Raw genomic sequence first — 19,282 nt, forward strand, 5'->3', positions numbered from 1 at the left:
TCATTTCATTGAAGCAGATAGTTTCAGGTAGCCTGTTCTGCCTTTTCGCGGTGCATGGTTTGGATGCCGTGATACAGCATCACGATGATGCTCGCCCAAATCAGGCTGTGGCTCACCATGGCCACCCAGTCCAAGTGCTCTCCCAACACAAACACCGAAAGCAGAAACAGCAGCGCCGGCTCCAGATAGCTCAGCATACCGAACAGCACCACCGGTAAAAGCTCGTTGGCTGTGAGGTTGACCTGCATCGATACTGCGCCGTTGAGTCCCAAGAGCACAGCAAATAAAAGCAAAATCGGCTTAGCCTCGATCATGGCCGGACTGGGTGAATACATCACCAGATACCAAATCACAAAAGGCAGCGCCAAAATCAAATCCAGTAAGAGCCCGAGTAGTGGCGGAACGCCTTGCCAGCGGCGCATGATGTAATAAATCGGGAAGGTGGCGAACACGGCAATGGTTACCCAAGAAAACGTGCCGCTGTTCCAGATTTCCAGTGCCACTGCCGCCGAAGCCAGTAGCACGGCAACCAGCTGCAATCGATCGAGCCGCTCGCGGAACACCATCACCCCGCCCAGCATCATCGCAAGCGGAAACAGGAAGTAGCCCATCGACACATCCACGCCCTTGCCGTTTACCGGCGCCCACATATAAAGCCAAATCTGCCCGATCATAATCGGCGCGGGCAGCAGCACCAGCGCCCAGCGGCGCACATTGCCGCCGATTTCGTGCAGGAATTTGGCCGCATCGTGTTTGGCCGACGTGAGCAGCATAATGGAGAGCGCACAGGCAAACGTGCCCACGATACGCCAGGCAAACACATCCGTGCCGCTCATCGGCCGCATCCACGGGCCAAACATAAACAGCGAGCCGAACAGAATATTGGAGACCACGGCCGCAATAATCCCCTTGGCCATTCTCGACATATACAGCCTTCTAGAATTAAAGATAGTTAACATTATAAGCTTCATCGTGCCGCTTGGCACGTTTTAGCGGTTTTGCTTAAATAACCGTGGGAAAGGAGAAACAGGGCAATGATTTGCCTATTTGTGCCGTGGGTAAAGGCTACCTGAAAAATTCCGGTAATGGTTTGTGTGAAGTTGAGTTAATTAAGATGAAAAGGGTTTTGGGTTGAGTGCTAAGACGATTTTTCAGGTAGCCTTCTGCACACTGAAAGGCTACCTGAAAAAATGTTGGCTGCATTTTTGCCTCTCAGAAACTCGGTCTTGGCTTTAATCAGACATCGATCCACTTTGTTGGGTTGAAGCTCACGCTTTCAGGTAGCCTAAACCGTGCAAACGGTCTAAACTTCTGGCTTTATATACTTCAAGCCCGAATTTTCCCATGCCCGAACTGCCCGAAGTTGAAACCACCCGCCGGGGGATCCAGCCCTATATGCAGGGCAAAACCGTGGCCGAGGTAGTGGTGCGCCAGCCGAAATTGCGTTGGCCAGTGCTGCCGGATTTGGCGCGGCAGCTCTCCGGCAGCCGCATTGTGCATATTCGCCGCCGCGCCAAGTATTTGCTGTTTGAGTTTGCCCACGGCGTGATGCTGCTGCATTTGGGCATGTCGGGCAGCCTACGTGTGTATCCCGACGGCAGCGCGCCATCGCCGGAAAAGCATGATCACCTCGATATCATCACCACCGACCAGACTGTGCTGCGCCTGCGAGACCCGCGCCGTTTCGGCGCAGTGCTATGGTTTGCCGGGGCGGCAGAACAGCATCCGTTGTTGCGGCATTTGGGCCCTGAGCCGCTGCAAGACGAGTTCACTGCAGGCTACCTGAAAAATGCACTCTCACGTCGCAAAAGTGCCATCAAAACCGCGTTGATGGACAATAAAGTTGTGGTGGGCGTGGGCAATATTTATGCCAACGAAGCGCTATTTGCCGCCGGTATCCTGCCCACCCGCTGTGCCGACAGCGTGTCTGCCGAGGAGTGCCGCCGCTTGGTAGTGGAAATCCGCAGCGTGCTGCACCGCGCTCTGGAAGCCGGTGGTAGCAGCCTGCGCGATTTTTTGCACAGCGATGGGCAAAGCGGCTATTTCCAGCAGCAATATAATGTATATGGCCGCGAGGGCGAAGCATGCCGTCAATGCGGCACGCCGATTGCGCGGCAGATTATCGGCCAGCGCAGCAGTTTTTACTGCCCGCAATGCCAGCGTTGAAGCCGTTCAGGTGGCCTTTCTCAATCTAATAATTAGACCAGCACAAATGAGCACGCAATCTACTTCAATTTTCACCCGTCTGTTCCGCGTCCTGCACCTGCTGTGTTGGTTCTTATGCACGATTTACCGGCTGTTCCGCCTGCGCGAATACAACCAGCATAGCAAAGACGTGATGCAGGATTTGGCGCGTAGTATGTTGAAAGTGTTGCATATCCGTGTCGAAGCTAATCCGAACAACCCGCCGTTTCCGCCTGTGTTCCTCGGCGCGGCGAACCATGTGTCCTGGCTCGATCCGATGATCCTGATGGCCATGTATCCCACCGTGTTTATCGCCAAACGCGAAATACGCTCCTGGCCGGTGTTGGGTGCGATGGTAGCGCGCACCGGCGCGGTGTTCATCAACCGCAACAGCCGCAACGATGTGGCGCCGGTAAACAAGGCTATTGTGCGTTCGATGAGTGCGGGGCACAGCGTGTCGTTCTTCCCTGAATCTAAAGCTTCAGACGGCATATCGTTGCTGCCGTTTAAAGCTGCACTGTTTCAATCTGCGCTAGATAGCGGCCTTCCCGCCATGGCCGTGGCGCTGCGCTACTGTGACAGTGACGGCTGCCGCACCACCGCCCCCGCCTATGCTGGCAATATCGGCCTCTTTACAGCCCTGTGGCGTACCGTATCCATGCCCGACATCATCGTCCGTGTCGACTGTTCCATGCCGCTTACCCTGAATGCTGAAGAAGCCGCTGACGCCTCCTCCCGCTTCCTGCTCAAAGATAAGGCCGAAGCTTTTGTGGGCGAGATTGTGAACGGGGAGGATAAGGGCTGATTGCTGTTGAAGGTAATGAAAAAAGGCTACCTGGAAACTATTCTTCAGATAGCCTTTTTGCTTTCAAAGCCGTTGCATTAAACATCAACCCTCTGTCGGTTCGGCCTTGCGCCTGCCGAAGTAGAGGAAGCCGATAAGGCCGCAGGCGATCATGGGGAGGCTGAGCCACTGGCCCATGGAGAAGTTTAAATAGAGCAGGCCGAGGAATTCGTCGGGCTCGCGGGCAAATTCGGCGATAAAGCGGGCGGTGCCGTAGCCGAGCAGGAACAGGCTCACTACCTGGCCGGTTGGGCGTGGTTTTTTGGAAAACCACCACAGCAGCACAAACAGCAAAATGCCTTCCAGGGCAAATTGGTAGAGCTGGGAGGGGTGGCGCGGCAGCATGCCGTATTGCTGGAAAATTGCACCCCACAGCTGCGGCTGTTCGGTGGCCAGTTTTAAGTCTTCGCTATGTGCTTGGGGAAAGCCCATGGCCCAGAAGGCATCCGGCCGGGTGACGCGCCCCCAGAGCTCGCCATTCACAAAGTTGCCGCCCAGGCGCACGGCAGCAAAGCCTAATGGAGTGAGCGGGGCGATGGAGTCGGCCAGCTTGAGCGGGTTGATTTTATGTTTGTAGGCAAACAGGAGGCCGGCAGTTACCACGCCGAGGAAGCCACCGTGAAACGACATGCCGCCCTGCCATACTTTGAAAATTTCCAACGGATTGGCAAAATAGTAGGCGTGCTGGTAAAACAGCACATAGCCCAGCCGCCCTCCCACAATCACGCCGATAATGCCCCAGGTGAGGAAGTCGTCTAGGGTTTGCGTGGTAAACACGCTGTTGCCTTGGCGGATGCGCCGCCGCCCGAGCCACATAAACAGGGCGAAGCCGACGAGGTAGCTGATGGCATACCAGCGGATGGCGAGCGGACCGAGCTGGAGCATAACGGGATTGAAAGCGGGATGGATCAACATAGGAAAATGCGGCTAAAACAAAAGGGCGCATTATAGCGCATCTGGCCATTGGCCGATAACAGGCAGAGGCGTAAAGAAAACCCGGTTTGGGTTGGATTTTGCCGGGTTGTGTTGTGGTTTTGTTGGGAAGTAGGGGGTTCAGGTAGCCTTGGAGGAGGGGAGAGGTTACCTGAAAAGAGCGATTGGGCTTATCAAGCTAAGAGGTCTGCTGTAAACGGAAGTATCTTGTCGTATGGCATGGCTATGCTGATTTTCAGGTAGCCTGTGCCGGGAAGACTACCTGAAAGTTGAAACGCGGCTTTAACTTGCGGCGGGGATTGGGTATGATAGCCCGCTTTGAAAGCGTCGGCGGAGGCCGTGATGGCTGTATTGAAATTCACCAAAATGCACGGGTTGGGCAACGATTTTATGGTTATCGACGGCATCAGCCAGCATTTTGATCCGGCGGCCGCGCCGATTGCCGAATGGGCAGACCGCCACCTGGGCATCGGTTTCGACCAGCTGTTGCTGGTGGAAGCGCCGCTGCTGCCCGAAGCCGAGTTTGGCTACCGTATTTTTAATGCAGACGGCAGCGAGGTGGAGCAGTGCGGCAACGGCGCGCGCTGTTTTGCCCGTTTTGTGCATGCAAAAGGCCTGAGCCAAAACCGCCGCATCAAGGTGGCCACGGCCAAAGGGCTGATTGTGTTGAATTTGCAGGAAAACGGCCTGGTTGCGGTGGATATGGGCGAGCCGCGTTTGGCGGCGGCGGATATTCCGTTTGCGCCCGCGCCGGGCGAGGCTGCCGATGCCTTGTGGCACGAGATTGGTTTGGATGGCGCAAGCGCACGTTTTTCCTGTGTGAATATGGGCAATCCGCATGCTGTGCTGGTGGTGGACGATGTGCACTATGCGCCGGTAGCCGAATGGGGCGCGCGCCTGGAGCGGCATCCGCAGTTTCCCGAGCGGGTGAACGTGGGCTTTATGCAGGTGCTGGATGCGCACCATATCCGGCTGCGTGTGTTTGAGCGCGGCACGGGTGAAACCCAAGCCTGCGGCACGGGCGCGTGTGCGGCAGCGGTGGTCGGCATGCGGGCGGGGCAGTTGGCGCGGCAGGGTTCGGTGTGCGTGAGCCTGCCGGGCGGCGATTTGCAGATTGAGTGGGCGGCGGATAACCATGTGTTGATGTCAGGGCCGGCGGCCACGGTGTTTGAAGGAACGGTAACTTACTGATGAACGAAAAGAAAATATTGGCTTATTTGCAGGAACACCCGGAATTTCTGTTGAACCATGCCGCCGATTTGGGTGTGCGTCCGGCAGAAGGGCGGGTGCAGTCGTTTGCACAGGCGCAATGGCTGGCGCAGCAGAAAAAGGCGGCCAAAATGGCCGGGCAGTTGGCGCAAATCATGCAGGATGCCGACAGCAACCACCAAACGCTGGGCCGGATGCTCGGCTTTGTGCGCCGCTTACTGTCGGCCAATACGCTGTTGCAGGTGTTGCGTGCGGCGGAGGCAGGCTGGCAGGAAGATTTCGCGCTGCCGTCCGGCCGGGTGTGGCTGCTAGCCGAGCCGCCGAAAAAAGGTGCGGTTTCCGGCGCCTACAGGCTACCTGAAAACCATGCCGCCCATGCTGTGTTATCTGCTCTGAAAGAACCGGTGTGCGGCAACCGCATCGCGCCGGCGCTGATGAAGGCGCTGCCGCAGGAGGGTAGGGGGCTGGAGAGCTTCCTGCTGCTGCCCTTGCGCGTGAACGGGCAAACCGTGGCATCGATGGTGGCGGGCGATGCCGATGAAACGCGCTTTGCGCCGGATTTGCCGCTGGATTGGGTGCGCGAGCTGGCTGCCTGCACTGCAGCGGCGTTGGCCAGAGCCGGCGGGTGGTAATGATGGCTTGGCAAAGCCCGACTTTGTGGGCGCTATCGGTGTATATCGCCGTGTTTCTGACTTTGGCGTTCCAGCGGCAGCAGTTTTCCTGGCTGTGGGGCAGCGTGATGCTGTGGCTGGGCTTCGGTATCCTCAGCGCACGGATTATGCCCGGCGTGCTGGGGATTACCCATGTGGCCAACCTTTATCCGGTGTATGGCTATTTTGCGTTGGGCAGCCTGTTTCTGTTTGCCAACGGCTGGCGTTACGATGCGCGGCAGATGGGCTGGCGGCTGGACGGCGGCGGGGTGTTTCTGGCCTATTTCGCCGTGGCTGGTGCGGTGCAGCACATTACGTTTTTGTTTTTGCTGCTGCTGGCGTGCTGGCAGTATCCGCATGGGATGTCGGTGCCGCTGCTCACCGGCCTGATGTCGCTGTATCTGCTCAAACCGCTGCTGTGGATAGCCGGGCAGGCTATGCTGATGCTGCTGATGTGGCTGCACCGGCGTTATTTGAGCCGCGATGATGTGCTGCTGTTCAGCCCCTTGCAGCTTCAGGGCGTGCTACTGATTAGTTTGCTTTTTCAGGTAGCCTGTTTGCTTGCGGGCGAAAAAATCCTGTTGATTGCCCTGTTGCGCGCGCTTTGGATGCTGTTTTATGGATAGGGATTGAGTTAGTCCAAAGTTTGTTCAGAGTGCCGCTGAGAACTCAGATAAAAGAAATCGCAAACCAGTATAACCAACTGATTTGCGACTTTAATTTTGGTGGGTCGTGAGCGGCTCGAACGCTCGACCTACGGATTAAGAGTCCGCTGCTCTACCAACTGAGCTAACGACCCATGTAATGTTGTGTATTGTAAAAATGCTTTAACAGACTGTCAAGCATGGTTGGTATGGCGGGAGAGGAAAGGCTACCTGAAAATTGAAAAATGGTTTTCAGGTAGCCTTTTATTGTGCGAGTAATGCGCCCTGCTTACCTAAGCCACCAGCCAAGCATTTTTGTGCTGATACATCAAATAGTCGACGATTTTCCCGTCTTCGTATGCCAGGCGGGGTTTTTGATCAGGAGTGCTCGGGATGCGTTCGTCTTGGCGCACGAATTCCAATAAATGGGTTTGGCCGTCTTTTTGCATTTTGCAGCTGCAGGGTACAGCGGTGCTCGGCGAGGGAACAATCGGCGATTTCGCAGCCGATGAGCAGGGGTGAGAGTTCGTCCCATTCGGCTCCGTTCAAATTGCCAACCCAACCGCGTGTAGCAGTGTTGCCATATGGTGGCATTTTTACTGCGTGGTTGTCCAGCAGCGTGTTGTATCCCGCGTGCCATGCGGTGTAAACCAAGTATTTATCTGTGTCCAGCAGCAGGCCGAAAAAGCCGGGGCCGCCCATGCCGTAAGTGCCCAGATGGGTGCAGAAGCCAACAATTTTACGCCCGATAGGGGACTTGGCTGCCAAATATTCGGAGCGGCTAAACAGCAGCACATCGCGACCGAAGCGCATGAAGCCGTAAATCATATAGGCGCGGTTGGCCTCGCGGCGCGACAGGCCGACGGCGTAATGCGGCAGCCAGCCTTGCTCGTACCATTGCGGCACTTCTGCTTTGGGCACTACCATGCAACAGCTTTCCACGTTGCCTTGCTGCAGGTCTAAATAGGGGTGGGTTGTCATGTGTTTGATTCCTTATAGCTCAAATCCTTATTCCTTCCTATTGTATTGGCTCGCCTTATCGTACTAGCTGTGCTGTCTGCGGCTCGCCGCCCGGTATGAAGAAATCATTATTTCGGTTATATGCGCTTTCAGGCTACCTGAAAAAAGGTGGGCAACCAATGCCCACCTTTTTGCTGCGGATATTTTAACTTCGTTGAGGCTGACGCTTTCAGGTAGCCTCAACCGGCTTAGGCGTAATCCCGCTCTTCGCCTTTGCCGTCCACATTCCCGGCGCAGCGGGCGCACAGGGTGGGGTGGGCGGCAACGCTGCCTACGCTGTCCACATAGTGCCAGCAGCGTTCGCATTTGGCCTCGGCACTGGGGCGGACTTCGGCAGTGAGTTCGTCGCCTTTTTGCAGCTCGATTTTGGAAACGAGCATGGCGAAGCGCAGTTCGCTGCCGAGTGCTTTCAGGTAGCCATATTGCGGTTCGGGCGCGGTGAGGACGACTTCGGCCTGCAATGAGGAACCAACGGTTTTGTCGGCACGCAGTGGCTCGATGGCGGCGTTTACAACGGCACGGGCTTCGCGGATGTGCGTCCATTTTTCCACGAGCGCGGCTTCGCCGGCGGCGGGGATGGGCGGGAAGTTGTGCAGGGTGTGATAAAGCACGCTGTCTTCTTCACCGCCACCGATGATATCCCACGCTTCTTCGGCGGTGAAGCAGAGGATGGGCGACATCAGGAGCACGAGGCTGCGCGTGATGTGGTAGAGCGCGGTTTGCGCGCTGCGGCGGGCGTGGCCGTCTTTTTTAGTGGTGTAGAGACGGTCTTTCAGGATGTCCAGATAGAACGCGCCGAGGTCTTCGGAGCAGAACTGTACGATGTCCTGCACGGCGAAGTGGAAGGCGTAGCGCGGGTAGTGGCTACCTGAAACTTTTTCCTGCAACTGGCGCGCCAGCACGAGGGCGTAGCGGTCGATTTCCACCATGTCGGCCTGCGGCACGGCGTCTTCAATCGGGTTGAAGTCTTTGAGGTTGGCAAATAGGAAGCTGAGCGTGTTGCGGATGCGGCGGTAGCTTTCGGTTACGCGTTTGAGGATTTCTTTGGAAATCGCCAATTCGCCGCTGTAGTCGGTGGCAGCCGCCCACAGGCGCAGAATGTCGGCGCCGAATTCGTTATACACCTCCTGTGGGGCAACCACGTTACCGATGGATTTGGACATTTTGCGGCCGTTCTGATCGACCACGAAGCCGTGGGTGAGCAGTTGTTTGTAGGGCGCGCGGCCGAGGGTGGCGCAGCCGGTGAGCATGGAGGATTGGAACCAGCCGCGGTGCTGGTCGCTGCCTTCCAGATACAAATCGGCCGGCCAGGCGAGCTCGGGGCGCTGTTTCAGCACGGAGAAGTGGGTGCTGCCTGAATCGAACCACACGTCCATGGTGTCGGGCAGTTTGTCGTATTGTTCGCAGTCTTCGGGCGGCAGCAGCTCGGCTTTATCCAGTTCAAACCAGGCGTTGATGCCTTTTTTCTCGATGAGCAGGGCGACTTTTTCCAACAGCGCGGCGGAATCGGGGTGCAGCTCGCCGGTTTCTTTGTGGGCGAAGAAGGTCATCGGCGTGCCCCAGAAACGCTGGCGGCTCACTACCCAGTCGGGGCGGCCTTCAATCATGGCTTCCAGCCGTGCGCGTCCCCAGGCGGGGAAGAATTCGGTATCGTCCACGGCTTTGAGGGCTTTGTCGCGCAGGGTTTTGCCCTCTGTGCCGGCTTTGTCCATGCCGATGAACCATTGGCCGGTGGCGCGGTAAATCAGCGGGGTTTTGTGCCGCCAGCAGTGGGCGTAGCTGTGTTCGATTTTGCTGTGGGCGAGCAGGCAGTTGTTTTCCTGCAGCCAGGAGATAATCGGCTGGTTGGCTTCCCACACGGTCATGTCTGCCAAGCGCGGGGTATCGGCGGCATAGCGGCCTTGCGCGTTCACAGGGTTGATGAGCTCGATGCCGTATTTGTTGCAGACAAAATAGTCTTCCAAACCATGCGCAGGTGCGGTATGCACGAGGCCGGTACCGGCTTCGGTGGTTACATGGTCGCCGTTTAAAACGGGAATATCGCGTTCGATAAAGGGGTGTTCGGCTTTCAGGTTTTCCAAATCCGCGCCGGTGCATTCGGCGAGGACGGGGCTACCTGAAAAACCATAGCGTTCCAGCGCGGCTTCGGCCAAATCTTTGGCCAGCACCAGTTTGCCGCGCGGCGTGTTGATGAGTTGGTACACAATGTCTGCGCCGGCAGAAATGGCCTGGCTGGCGGGTAGTGTCCACGGGGTGGTGGTCCAAATTACGGCAAACGCTTCGCCTGAGATTTCAGGTAGCCTGAAAGCCTTGGCCAGCGCGGCGTTGTCTTGGAAGCGGTAGGCCACATCAATCGCGGGCGATACTTTGTCTTTGTATTCCACTTCGGCCTCGGCCAGCGATGAGCCGCAGTCCAAGCAGAACTGCACGGGCTTCGCACCGCGATACAGGTAGCCTGCTTTGTAAATTTCGCCCAACGTGCGCACGGTGTCGGCTTCGGTTTGGTAGTCCATGGTCAGATAGGGATCTTCCCAATCGCCAATTACGCCCAAGCGGATAAAGTCTTTTTTCTGCCGCAGAATCTGCTCACCAGCATATTGGCGGCAGAGCTCACGGAACTTGCTGGGCGGCATTTCCTTGCCGTGCAGTTTTTCCACCATCACTTCAATCGGCAGGCCGTGGCAGTCCCAGCCCGGCACATAGGGCGCGTCGAAGCCCGCCAGCGTTTTGCTGCGGATGATGATGTCTTTCAGGATTTTATTGACTGCATGACCGATGTGGATGTCGCCGTTGGCATAGGGCGGGCCGTCGTGCAGGATGAATTTCGGGCGGCCGGCGGCAATTTTGCGCAGCTTCTGATAACGTTTTTCGTCCTGCCACTGCTTCACCCACGCCGGCTCGCGCTTGGCCAGATTGCCGCGCATGGGGAAGGGGGATTCGTAGAGGTTTACGGTTTGGGAGTAGTCGGTCATGGTGGTCTCGGAGTGGTTTGAGTACGGCTGTGCGGCGGGCCGTTTCAGCCTGTCTGCCGTGTCGGAATTAAGTGAAAATACAAGTTACCGATTCTATAAGGATTTGGCACAAAAGGCTACCTGAAAGCGGGTTTCAGCTGAGTAATCCGCTATAAAACGGGCAGCAGTGTTTTCAGCTAGCCTCAGGCGGGAGGGGAGGCTACTTGAAAATAGAGAGCAGGCGATGGTTTTGGTTTGCTATGACTGAAGTGCTTCATTTCATACGGCGTTGGTTCGCCTTGCGTACTTCTGTACTGCCTGTGGCTCACCGCCTTGCGCTGACTTTATTCATTCCAAAATCCGTTTGGCCATTTTGCGATTTAAATTTCAGGTAGCCTCAAGTTGCCGATAACAAACCGCCCCAAGCAATTGTTCGGGGCGGTTGGTTGTTGCCTTGGAAGGCTACCTGAAAGTCCACATTAGCTGCGGTGGGTTTCCACTTGCTGCAGTTGCTGCGGCTCGGGCACGGCAGCCGGGGCGGCTGGGACAACATCGGCGCGGCGCAGACCTTTGGGCTGCTCGGGCTCGGGCTGAGCGGCAGTGAGCGCGGCGGGATCGGTTTGCACCAATACCAAACCCCCCAGGTCGGCGGCAGCGGGTTCAGCTGCGGTTTGTTGCGGCGTGGGTTGTGCCACGGCTGCCACTGCCGTTTCTACAGCTTGGGCTGCAGCAACAATGGAATCATCAGCAGGAGCAACTTCCGGAGCGACTTGAGTTTCGGCAGATGAAGTTTCTACTGCCACGGTTTCTACCACGGCTTCTTCCTGCGCTGTTTCCACAACCGGGCTTGTAACAGCAGCTGGGTTTACAGCTTCAGTAGCTTCCACGGCTTCAGCTGCATTTTCTTCGGCAAACACGAAGGTGGGCGCATCGGCTTCATCGGCCACTTCGGGGATGGTGATGACCAGCGGTTTATCGTTGTCGGCCTCATCAGGCTGCGGCACGGGGGCGGGCGCTTCGGTGTGCAGGCCCAATACCACGTCGGCGGCAGATTTCACCAGCTCGGCTTGCAGCGGAATATCCAGATATTGGATGATTTTCTGTGCAGAGGGGATGTTGCGCTGGCGGCCTCGGCCTTTGCCGTTGCGCTGGCTGCTGTCTTGGCGGCGGTCGCGGCCGGAGCGGCGTTCGTTGCGTTCGCCGCGCTCATTGTTACGCTCGCGCTCGCTTCGTTCGCTACCACGCTCTTGGTTTTCTGCAGAGCTGCCGGTGTCATCAGCAAAACGTTCGGGGATGTCAGCCGCTTGGCTGGCGGCCTGCAGCTTATCGTTTTCAGCCGAGGCTACCTGAACATCGCTGTCTTTGCGTTGGCGGCGGCGTTGGCGCGGATTGGGCTGCTGCTCGGCAGTGGATTTCTCTGCCAGCTGTTGCGGTGTGCGGTTGTCCAAGGTTTCGGCATCGTCGGCATTTTGCTGACGCGGCGGGCGGCTGTTGCCGTTTTGGCCGCGCTGCTGGGTGCGGTTGCGGCGGTTACGGTTTTGCGGGGCTTTGCCGCGATTGCCACCGTTGCGCCCGTTGTTGGTTGCGGGGGCTTCGGCAGGTTTGGTTTCGCCGCCGCCAAACAATTTGGCAAACCAAGCGCCGATGCTGGCCAGCAAGCCGGGTTCGGCAGGCTGCTGCACCACGGGGGCGGGGCTGCTGTGTTTGATGCCTTTTACAGCGGGCTCAGGTTTCACTGGCTTGGCTTGGCAGCCGATTTCCAAGGTTTGGCTGTCGTCTTCTTCGGGGATTTCGACTTGTTTGTAGCTGGGTTCGGCATCGTCATCCACGTCGTCGGGGCGTACGCGGGTGATGTTGTAGTGCGGGTTTTCCAGATGGGTGTTGGGGATCATTAGGATGGACACATCCAGCCGTTCCTCCAGGCCGAACAGCTCGGCGCGTTTTTCGTTGAGCAGGAAGGTGGCCACGTCCACCGGCACTTGGGCGTGCACTTCTTCGGTGTTGTCCTTCATCGCTTCTTCTTGGATGATGCGCAACACGTGCAGGGCGGTGGATTCGATGCCGCGAATCACGCCGGTGCCGGCGCAGCGCGGGCAGGCCACGTGGCTGCTTTCGCCCAGGGAGGGGCGCAGGCGCTGGCGAGAAAGCTCAAGCAGGCCGAAGCGGGAAAGTTTGCCCATCTGCACGCGGGCACGGTCTTTCCGCAACGCGTCGCGCAGGGTGTTTTCCACATCGCGCTGGTGCTTGGGGTTTTCCATGTCGATGAAGTCGATCACGATCAGGCCGCCCAAGTCGCGCAGGCGCATTTGGCGGGCCACTTCTTCGGCAGCTTCCATATTGGTTTGGAAGGCGGTTTCTTCGATATCGGCACCGCGCGTGGAGCGGGCGGAGTTCACGTCTACGGAAACCAGGGCTTCGGTGTGGTCGATCACAATGGCGCCGCCGGAAGGCAGGCTCACGGAGCGCGAGAAGGCGCTTTCGATTTGGTGCTCGATTTGGAAGCGGGAGAAGAGCGGGATATGGTCGTCGTAGTATTTGAGCTTGCCTACGTTGTGCGGCATCACATAGCTCATGAATTCCTGCACTTGGCCGAATACTTCGCGGTTGTCGATGAGGATTTCGCCTATGTCGGATCGGTAGTGGTCGCGGATGGCGCGGATGAGCAGGGAGCTCTCCATGAAGAGGAGGTAGGGGTCTTGGTGGGCGTTGCCGGCTTCTTCGATGGCGCGCCACAGTTGCAATAGGTAGTTGAAATCCCATTGCAGTTCTTCCACGCTGCGGCCGATGCCGGCGGTGCGGGCGATCAGGCTCATGCCGTGCGGCACGTCGAGCTGGCTCATGGCAGCTTTAAGCTCTTGGCGCTCTTCGCCTTCGATACGGCGGGAAATGCCGCCGCCGCGCGGATTGTTCGGCATGAGCACGAGATAGCGGCCGGCCAAGCTGATGAAGGTGGTGAGCGCGGCGCCTTTGTTGCCGCGTTCGTCTTTTTCCACCTGCACGATAACCTGCATGCCTTCCTGCAATACGTCTTGAATGCGGGCGCGGCCGCCGTCGTAGTCTTGGAAGTAGGCGCGGGAAACTTCTTTGAAGGGGAGGAAGCCGTGGCGGTCGGTGCCGTAGTCCACGAAGCAGGCCTCGAGCGAGGGCTCGATGCGGGTGATGATGCCTTTGTAGATATTGCCTTTGCGCTGTTCTTTGCCCAGCGTTTCAATGTCGAGATCGAGCAGGTTTTGCCCGTCTACAATCGCCACGCGCAGCTCTTCGGCCTGGGTGGCGTTAAACAACATACGTTTCATGATATTGCTAACCTTTTGTTTAGTTTGCAATTCCGAAGCGCGTAATTAGTTTGGCCGCTTTGCTGCCGCCGGGGAAGGCTACCTGAAAATAAAGCTTCAACGAAGTTAAAATCGGCAGCCGTTGTTGTGCTGGCCTGAAGCGCGGTGTGCGGCAAACCGCCGTGGCGGTTGGGCAGCCGGCATCGGGCGCGGGCAGAAAACGGTAAAGAAGGTAGTGAAAGAGCGGGGCGGGCATCGCTGCCGCGCCGGCCGCCGGACGGGCGGCTAATTTTGGCAAGCCGCGGCAGGCCGGATGGCGGCCGCTTGCGGCGGGGTATAGCGGATTAATTTTAAAGCAAGGCTGTGTTGGCTGGTTTTGCCGTACTGCTTGGATCGCGGCTCGCCGCTTGGCTTTGTTTCAAACTTAATCCGTTATTAATTCGGTGTTGTGGTCTTCTTTAAGCCCGGCAGCGGGTGCGGCGGCGCGCTGGTCGCATCTTAGGCCGTTTGGGCTGCCGGAGCCGTAAACTCAATTACTATTTCAATCTGCCTGCCAAAATGCGCGGCAGGTAGAGGAAAGCCGTTCGGAATTGTCTTTATTACGATAAAATAAACAGTAAACAATCAACTTGCCAACCCGCGGCACCTTTTGTTTTTCGCTTCGTTGAAGCTTGGCTTTCAGGTAGCCTGGGCACGGTGTCGGCAGGGAGAGGATTATAGAGAAAATGCCGGCAATTAGCAAAAATTCAGTCAATTATTTGAGCGTGGACGAAGCCGCCGCCGGGCAGCGTTTGGATAACTTTCTCATCCGCCTGCTCAAAGGCGTGCCCAAGAGCCATATTCACCGCATCATCCGGGGCGGCGAAGTGCGCGTGAACAAAAAACGTGCCGCTGCCGACAGCCGTTTGGCCGCGGGCGACGAAGTGCGGATTCCGCCGATTCGGCTGGCGCAGAAAACCGGGCCGGCCGAGGCTGCCGTGCCGCCGCGTGAATTTGACATTGTGTTTGAAGACGAGCACCTTTTGGTGGTGGACAAACCTTCCGGCGTGGCCGTACACGGTGGCAGCGGTGTGAGCTTCGGCGTGATCGAACAGCTGCGCCGCGCCCGGCCGCAGGCGCGTTATTTGGAATTGGTGCACCGGCTGGACAAAGATACCAGCGGCCTCTTGGTGGTGGCCAAAAAGCGCAGCGTATTGGTGAAGCTGCACGAAGCCTGGCGCAACGATAAGCCGGAAAAAGTATATTTGGCGCTGGGCATGGGCGCGTGGCCGCAGGATGTGCGGCAGGTGAAACTGCCGCTGTTTAAATACACCGGTGCGGCAGGCGAGAAAATGGTGCGCGTGAGCGAAGAAGGGCAGAGCGCGCACACGCTGTTCCGCGTGCTGGAAACCTTCGGCGGTGCGCCGCTGCACGCGGTGGGGCTTTCTGCCCTGAGCCTGATGGAAGCCACGCTGCGCACCGGCCGCACCCACCAAATCCGCGTGCACATGCAGTCGCAAAACTGCCCGATTGCCGGCGACGAACGCTACGGCGACTACACCGCCAACCGCCGCCTGAAAAAGCTCGGCCTCAAACGCATGTTCCTGCACGCCCACCGTTTGGAGCTCGAACACCCGGCAAGCGGCGAAACGCTGGTGCTCACCACGCCATTGCCGGAAGAGCTGCGGCAGATGCTGGAGGGTTTGCGGCAGGGGCAAGAGGCTACCTGAAAAATCGGAATGCCGGAGACGGAGGGTGAATGATGGAATACGAGCTGCGTATCAGTTTTTTCCGTTGCAGCCTATGGCTGTTGCCGAGAGCGGCGTTTTTTCTCGGGTTCACATTTTTGCTTCTGAGCGGGAGCGATTCGGCGGCACACGATACTTTTGATTATGTGTTGTTGGGGCTGTTTGCCGCAGGGGGGGGCGGGCTGTTTGTGTTGTTGTGGCTGCGCTGCATCACGGGCTTTCGGCCGATTGTGCTGACCCAGCAGGGCGTGGTGCTGCGTTCCGTATGGGGCAGGGAGCGGCTGGTGCGCTGGGCGGATATCGAGGATGTTCGGGAGTACACAATCCGTGCCAACGGCTGGAGCACTGATTTGGCAGCTTTGTGTTTGCGGGGAGACAGCCGGTATGCGCCGTATGATTGCCGCCATGCCGAGAGCAAGAAGCAGGTGTTGCTTCCATACAGCCATGTTATGCGCGGCGGGCATCGGAATGTGCAGTGAGTGCTGCGAAGCGCCCTGGGCCTCTATGGATCGCAGCTTTAGCCGGTGTCGATGTTCGGAAGAGGCTACCTGAAAAAAGTGTGCCCATTATTTCGACTTCGTTTTTCAGGTAGCCTGTTTGCCATTTAGCCAGAAAGGAAAGATATGCAGCAAAACGATAAACAGCCCAAATTCAAAGTTATCCTGCCCGAAGGCTTTTCTTTGGAACGCCCCAAACAGGTTATTACCTAGCCCGCAGAGAGCGGCCGTGCCGATTTGGAGGAAATCATCCGGCAGGAAACGGCGTGCCGCCAAGCCGAGGAGCAAGCTGATGAAATCATGATTAACGCTTTGCTGCACGGCGCAGGGCGCGGATTGAAGTGAGGCTATAGCTGAAATAATTATTTCTTCATACCAGACGGCGAGCCGCAGACAGTACAAGTAGTACGGCCAGGCGAGCCAACGCAGTAGGAAGAAATAAGAATTTTAGCTATACCTGAAAATTCAGGTAGCCCAAACCCCAACACATCAAGGAATGCCCATGAAACCGTATCGAGTATTGATTTTCGACTGGGACGGCACCTTAGCCGATTCCACCGCCCAAATCGTGCAGGGCGTGCAAAACTCTTTTTGCCGCTTCGGCTGGCCGCCGCCCGCCGAGGCCGACATCCGCAACATTATCGGCTTAAGCTTGCACGATGCCTTACACCGCCTGTGCCCGCAGCTGAACCAACAGCAAATCGAAGCCGCCGCCCGCGCCTATCAGCACGAATATTTCCACCGCTGCGAGCAAACCGTTTTGTTCCCCGACGCGGGCAATGCCCTGCAGCGGCTGCAACAGCACTACTGGCTTGCCGTGGCCACCGGCAAAGGCCGGCGCGGGCTCGATGCCGCCCTAGATGAAACCGACACGCGCAGCTTCTTCCTTGCCACCCGCACCGTCGACGAATGCGCCTCCAAGCCCCAGCCGGAAATGGTGCTCTCCATCTGCGACGAACTGGGCGTGCACCCGGCCGAAGCCCTGGTAATCGGCGACACCACCCACGATTTGCACATGGCGCACAACGCCCAGAGCCCCGCCATCGCCCTCACCACCGGTGCCCACACCCCCGCCCAACTGCAAACCGCCCCACATTTGGCCATGCTGGATGGTTTGGCCAGCTTGGCGACTTGGCTGGCAGAATGAAGGCTACCTGAAAGCATAAGCTTCAATGAAGTTAAGATGAGTTTTGCGAGTTTCTGTGAAGCTAAGATTTTTTGCCGTGCAGTGTGGAGTAGAATGGCATATTTTTGATATTACCGCTGTTTGTGGGCGGCAGCAGGCCAGAATTAAGGAGGGGGTGAGTCTGGAAGGGCGGTTGGCCGGATTTGGAGGCCTTGTGTGGCTCTGCTGGCAGTGATGTGCGTTTGGATTGGGACTATCTGGTTTGCGAGACCGGCAGCGATGCCCAAGCGCCAGATAGGGTGCTGGGCGAGCTGACATTCCTCGATTAGGCGCAGGCTGGTAGTTTGCATGGAAATCCTCTATACTGCGCGCACTCCTGTTTTGCGGGTATCGTCTAATGGTAAGGCACCGGCTTCCCAAGCCGACTATGCGGGTTCGATTCCCGTTACCCGCTCCATTTTCTTTCCCATGCTACTTTTCTGGCATGGGATTTTTGTTGGCAGTTTGTTAAGAAATGTTTACAAGTAGGTGGATGGAATGCAGAGGGAGGGCTTTTCGGGCAGGGTGTGTGGGGAGGTGTAGTTAAGGATAGATAAATATTTATTGTTTATATACAAATTATTATTTCGAATAAAGGCTACCTGAAAATAAAATCCGTTTTATTTTCAGGATAAAGTTTGGTAGACTCGGCGCTCTTTTTGCATACATAAATTTACTTTGGAGACCATAATGAGCTTTTTTGCTCAATATGCGCAGTTTTTTATCCAGTTTGCTGTGGTGCTGTTGTGCATCTTAGCCGGTGCCCAGGTGGGCGGCATCGGCTTAGGTGTGTTCGGCGGCATAGGTTTGGCAGTGTTGTCGTTCGGTTTCGGCCTAGAGCCCACCAGCCCGCCGATTGATGTGATGCTGATGATTATGGCGGTCGTGTCGGCAGCGGCAGCCATGCAAGCGGCCGGCGGTTTGGACTATATGATTAAAATCGCCACCCGTGTGCTGCATAAAAACCCGAAATACATCACCTTTATCGCGCCGATGGTTACCTACACCTTCACCGTTTTGGCCGGCACGGGGCATGTGGCCTATTCCGTGCTGCCGGTGATTGCGGAAGTGAGCCGCAAAAACGGTATCCGCCCGGCACGCCCGCTCACCATGGCGGTGATTGCTTCGCAGTTTGCCATTGTGGCCAGCCCGATTGCGGCGGCGGTGGTGGCTTGCGTGAGCTACCTCGAGCCGCAGCATATTACGATGGCAGATGTGCTCAAAGTGAGCGTACCTTCCACCATCATCGGCATCGGTATTGCCTGCGTGTTGGTGAACCGGATGGGTAAGGAATTGAAAGACGACCCAGAATACCAACGCCGCCTGAAAGATCCGGCCTACAGCAAGCTGTATGATACGGAAACTGTTGCTGCTGATGCGCAAGTGAGTAGCAAAGCTAAGATTTCGGTGGGGATTTTCCTGTTTGCCGCTATTTTGGTAGTGCTGCTCGGCGCGATGCCTTCGCTGCGTCCGGTATTTAACGACAAGCCGATGGGTATGGCGCACACCATTGAAATCGTGATGCTTTCTGCTGCTGCGCTGATTATTGTTACCTGCAAACCAGATGGCAACGCGATTACGCAGGGCTCAGTGTTCCATGCCGGTATGCGTGCCGTGATTGCCGTGTTCGGCGTAGCCTGGTTGGGCGATACGCTGATGCACGGGCATTTGGACGAAGTACAGCAGGCGGTGTCTGGCCTGGTGCAGAGTGCGCCGTGGGCGTTTGCCTTTGCGTTGTTTGTGCTCTCTATATTGGTGAACAGCCAGGGTGCCACTGTGGCTACGCTGTTTCCGGTGGCCATTTCGTTGGGCGTGCCCACGCCGGTTATCATCGGCACATTCGTGGCGGTGAATGGCTATTTCTTCATTCCGAACTATGGTCCGATTATTGCCGCCATCGATTTCGACAGCACGGGCACGACGAAAATCGGCAAGGTTATTTTCAACCACAGCTTTATGCTGCCCGGCCTGTTGAGCATGGGTTTCAGCCTGGCCTTCGGCCTGCTGTTTTCCAAGATGTTCTTTGGCTGAACAGTTTGATTGGAATACAAACGCCCGGGCTTTGGTTCGGGTGTTTTGCTTGGGGGAAGGCTATCTGATGTTAGCTTCTCAAGAACTCAAGTAGCTCGTTTGATTTCGTTGGGATTGCTGCTTTCAGGTAGCCTTTATGTAGCATACCGGAG

At 57.0% G+C, this 19,282-nt stretch carries 15 protein-coding genes and 2 tRNA genes; 10 read left to right on the plus strand and 7 right to left on the minus strand.

Going from position 1 to position 19,282, the window contains the following annotated elements:
* Window positions 1–23 precede the first annotated feature (23 nt).
* The gene (rarD, locus tag A7Q03_RS04510) at window positions 24–926 is read right to left on the minus strand and encodes an EamA family transporter RarD (protein WP_067447730.1); all 903 of its coding nucleotides are present in this window, start codon (window positions 924–926) and stop codon (window positions 24–26) included.
* 418 nt (window positions 927–1,344) lie between these two features.
* Between rarD and mutM the strand changes: the two genes are divergently transcribed.
* Both mutM and A7Q03_RS04520 read left to right on the plus strand, forming a co-directional pair.
* The gene (gene mutM / locus A7Q03_RS04515) at window positions 1,345–2,166 is read left to right on the plus strand and encodes a bifunctional DNA-formamidopyrimidine glycosylase/DNA-(apurinic or apyrimidinic site) lyase (protein ID WP_067447732.1); all 822 of its coding nucleotides are present in this window, start codon (window positions 1,345–1,347) and stop codon (window positions 2,164–2,166) included.
* Between the two features lie 46 nt (window positions 2,167–2,212).
* Window positions 2,213–2,989 carry a 1-acyl-sn-glycerol-3-phosphate acyltransferase gene (locus A7Q03_RS04520; RefSeq protein WP_067447734.1) on the plus strand — a complete coding sequence of 259 codons (777 nt, stop codon included), beginning with the start codon at window positions 2,213–2,215 and terminating at the stop codon, window positions 2,987–2,989.
* 84 nt (window positions 2,990–3,073) lie between these two features.
* Here the strand turns inward: A7Q03_RS04520 and lgt are convergent, their stop codons facing one another.
* Window positions 3,074–3,943 carry a prolipoprotein diacylglyceryl transferase gene (gene lgt, locus A7Q03_RS04525; RefSeq protein WP_067447736.1) on the minus strand — a complete coding sequence of 290 codons (870 nt, stop codon included), beginning with the start codon at window positions 3,941–3,943 and terminating at the stop codon, window positions 3,074–3,076.
* Window positions 3,944–4,303: 360 nt separating this feature from the next.
* On the opposite strand from lgt, the gene dapF reads away from it, so the two are divergent.
* The 3 genes from dapF to A7Q03_RS04540 are packed head-to-tail and all read left to right on the plus strand — an operon-like array spanning window position 4,304 to window position 6,446.
* Window positions 4,304–5,152: a diaminopimelate epimerase gene (gene dapF, locus A7Q03_RS04530; RefSeq protein WP_067447738.1), complete on the plus strand. Its 849-nt coding sequence runs from the start codon at window positions 4,304–4,306 to the stop codon at window positions 5,150–5,152.
* Window positions 5,152–5,802 (plus strand): DUF484 family protein, encoded by a 651-nt coding sequence (locus A7Q03_RS04535; RefSeq protein ID WP_067447740.1) that lies wholly within the window; start codon window positions 5,152–5,154, stop codon window positions 5,800–5,802. The genes dapF and A7Q03_RS04535 overlap by 1 nt, the downstream gene beginning before the upstream one ends.
* Window positions 5,802–6,446: a hypothetical protein gene (locus tag A7Q03_RS04540; RefSeq protein WP_067447742.1), complete on the plus strand. Its 645-nt coding sequence runs from the start codon at window positions 5,802–5,804 to the stop codon at window positions 6,444–6,446. The genes A7Q03_RS04535 and A7Q03_RS04540 overlap by 1 nt, the downstream gene beginning before the upstream one ends.
* A gap of 97 nt (window positions 6,447–6,543) precedes the next feature.
* On the opposite strand, the gene A7Q03_RS04545 is transcribed toward A7Q03_RS04540, so the two are convergent.
* From A7Q03_RS04545 to A7Q03_RS04565, 5 genes are all read right to left on the minus strand, one after another.
* A tRNA-Lys gene (locus A7Q03_RS04545) sits at window positions 6,544–6,619 on the minus strand.
* A gap of 223 nt (window positions 6,620–6,842) precedes the next feature.
* Window positions 6,843–7,445, minus strand: coding sequence for a hypothetical protein (locus A7Q03_RS04550; RefSeq protein WP_067447744.1), 603 nt, complete (start codon window positions 7,443–7,445; stop codon window positions 6,843–6,845).
* Window positions 7,446–7,672: 227 nt separating this feature from the next.
* On the minus strand, window positions 7,673–10,456 hold the full coding sequence (ileS, locus tag A7Q03_RS04555; protein WP_067447746.1) for an isoleucine--tRNA ligase: 2,784 nt from the start codon (window positions 10,454–10,456) through the stop codon (window positions 7,673–7,675).
* Between the two features lie 458 nt (window positions 10,457–10,914).
* The gene (locus A7Q03_RS04560) at window positions 10,915–13,731 is read right to left on the minus strand and encodes an Rne/Rng family ribonuclease (protein ID WP_067447747.1); all 2,817 of its coding nucleotides are present in this window, start codon (window positions 13,729–13,731) and stop codon (window positions 10,915–10,917) included.
* Window positions 13,732–13,750: 19 nt separating this feature from the next.
* The gene (locus A7Q03_RS04565; RefSeq protein ID WP_156502930.1) at window positions 13,751–14,008 is read right to left on the minus strand and encodes a hypothetical protein; all 258 of its coding nucleotides are present in this window, start codon (window positions 14,006–14,008) and stop codon (window positions 13,751–13,753) included.
* 427 nt (window positions 14,009–14,435) lie between these two features.
* Here A7Q03_RS04565 and A7Q03_RS04570 point away from each other — a divergent pair, with 427 nt between their 5' ends.
* From A7Q03_RS04570 to A7Q03_RS04595, 5 genes are all read left to right on the plus strand, one after another.
* Window positions 14,436–15,419: an RluA family pseudouridine synthase gene (locus A7Q03_RS04570; protein ID WP_067447751.1), complete on the plus strand. Its 984-nt coding sequence runs from the start codon at window positions 14,436–14,438 to the stop codon at window positions 15,417–15,419.
* Between the two features lie 29 nt (window positions 15,420–15,448).
* A complete protein-coding gene (locus A7Q03_RS04575; protein ID WP_067447753.1) occupies window positions 15,449–15,916 on the plus strand; it encodes a PH domain-containing protein in 468 nt (155 codons plus the stop codon).
* Window positions 15,917–16,436: 520 nt separating this feature from the next.
* Window positions 16,437–17,081, plus strand: coding sequence for an HAD-IA family hydrolase (locus tag A7Q03_RS04580; protein WP_067447755.1), 645 nt, complete (start codon window positions 16,437–16,439; stop codon window positions 17,079–17,081).
* Between the two features lie 362 nt (window positions 17,082–17,443).
* A tRNA-Gly gene (locus tag A7Q03_RS04590) sits at window positions 17,444–17,517 on the plus strand.
* A gap of 272 nt (window positions 17,518–17,789) precedes the next feature.
* Window positions 17,790–19,130, plus strand: a complete 1,341-nt coding sequence (locus tag A7Q03_RS04595; RefSeq protein ID WP_067447759.1) for an anaerobic C4-dicarboxylate transporter — start codon at window positions 17,790–17,792, stop codon at window positions 19,128–19,130.
* Window positions 19,131–19,282 lie beyond the last annotated feature (152 nt).

The organism is Eikenella sp. NML99-0057 (genome assembly GCF_001648535.1).
Lineage (GTDB): Bacteria > Pseudomonadota > Gammaproteobacteria > Burkholderiales > Neisseriaceae > Eikenella > Eikenella exigua.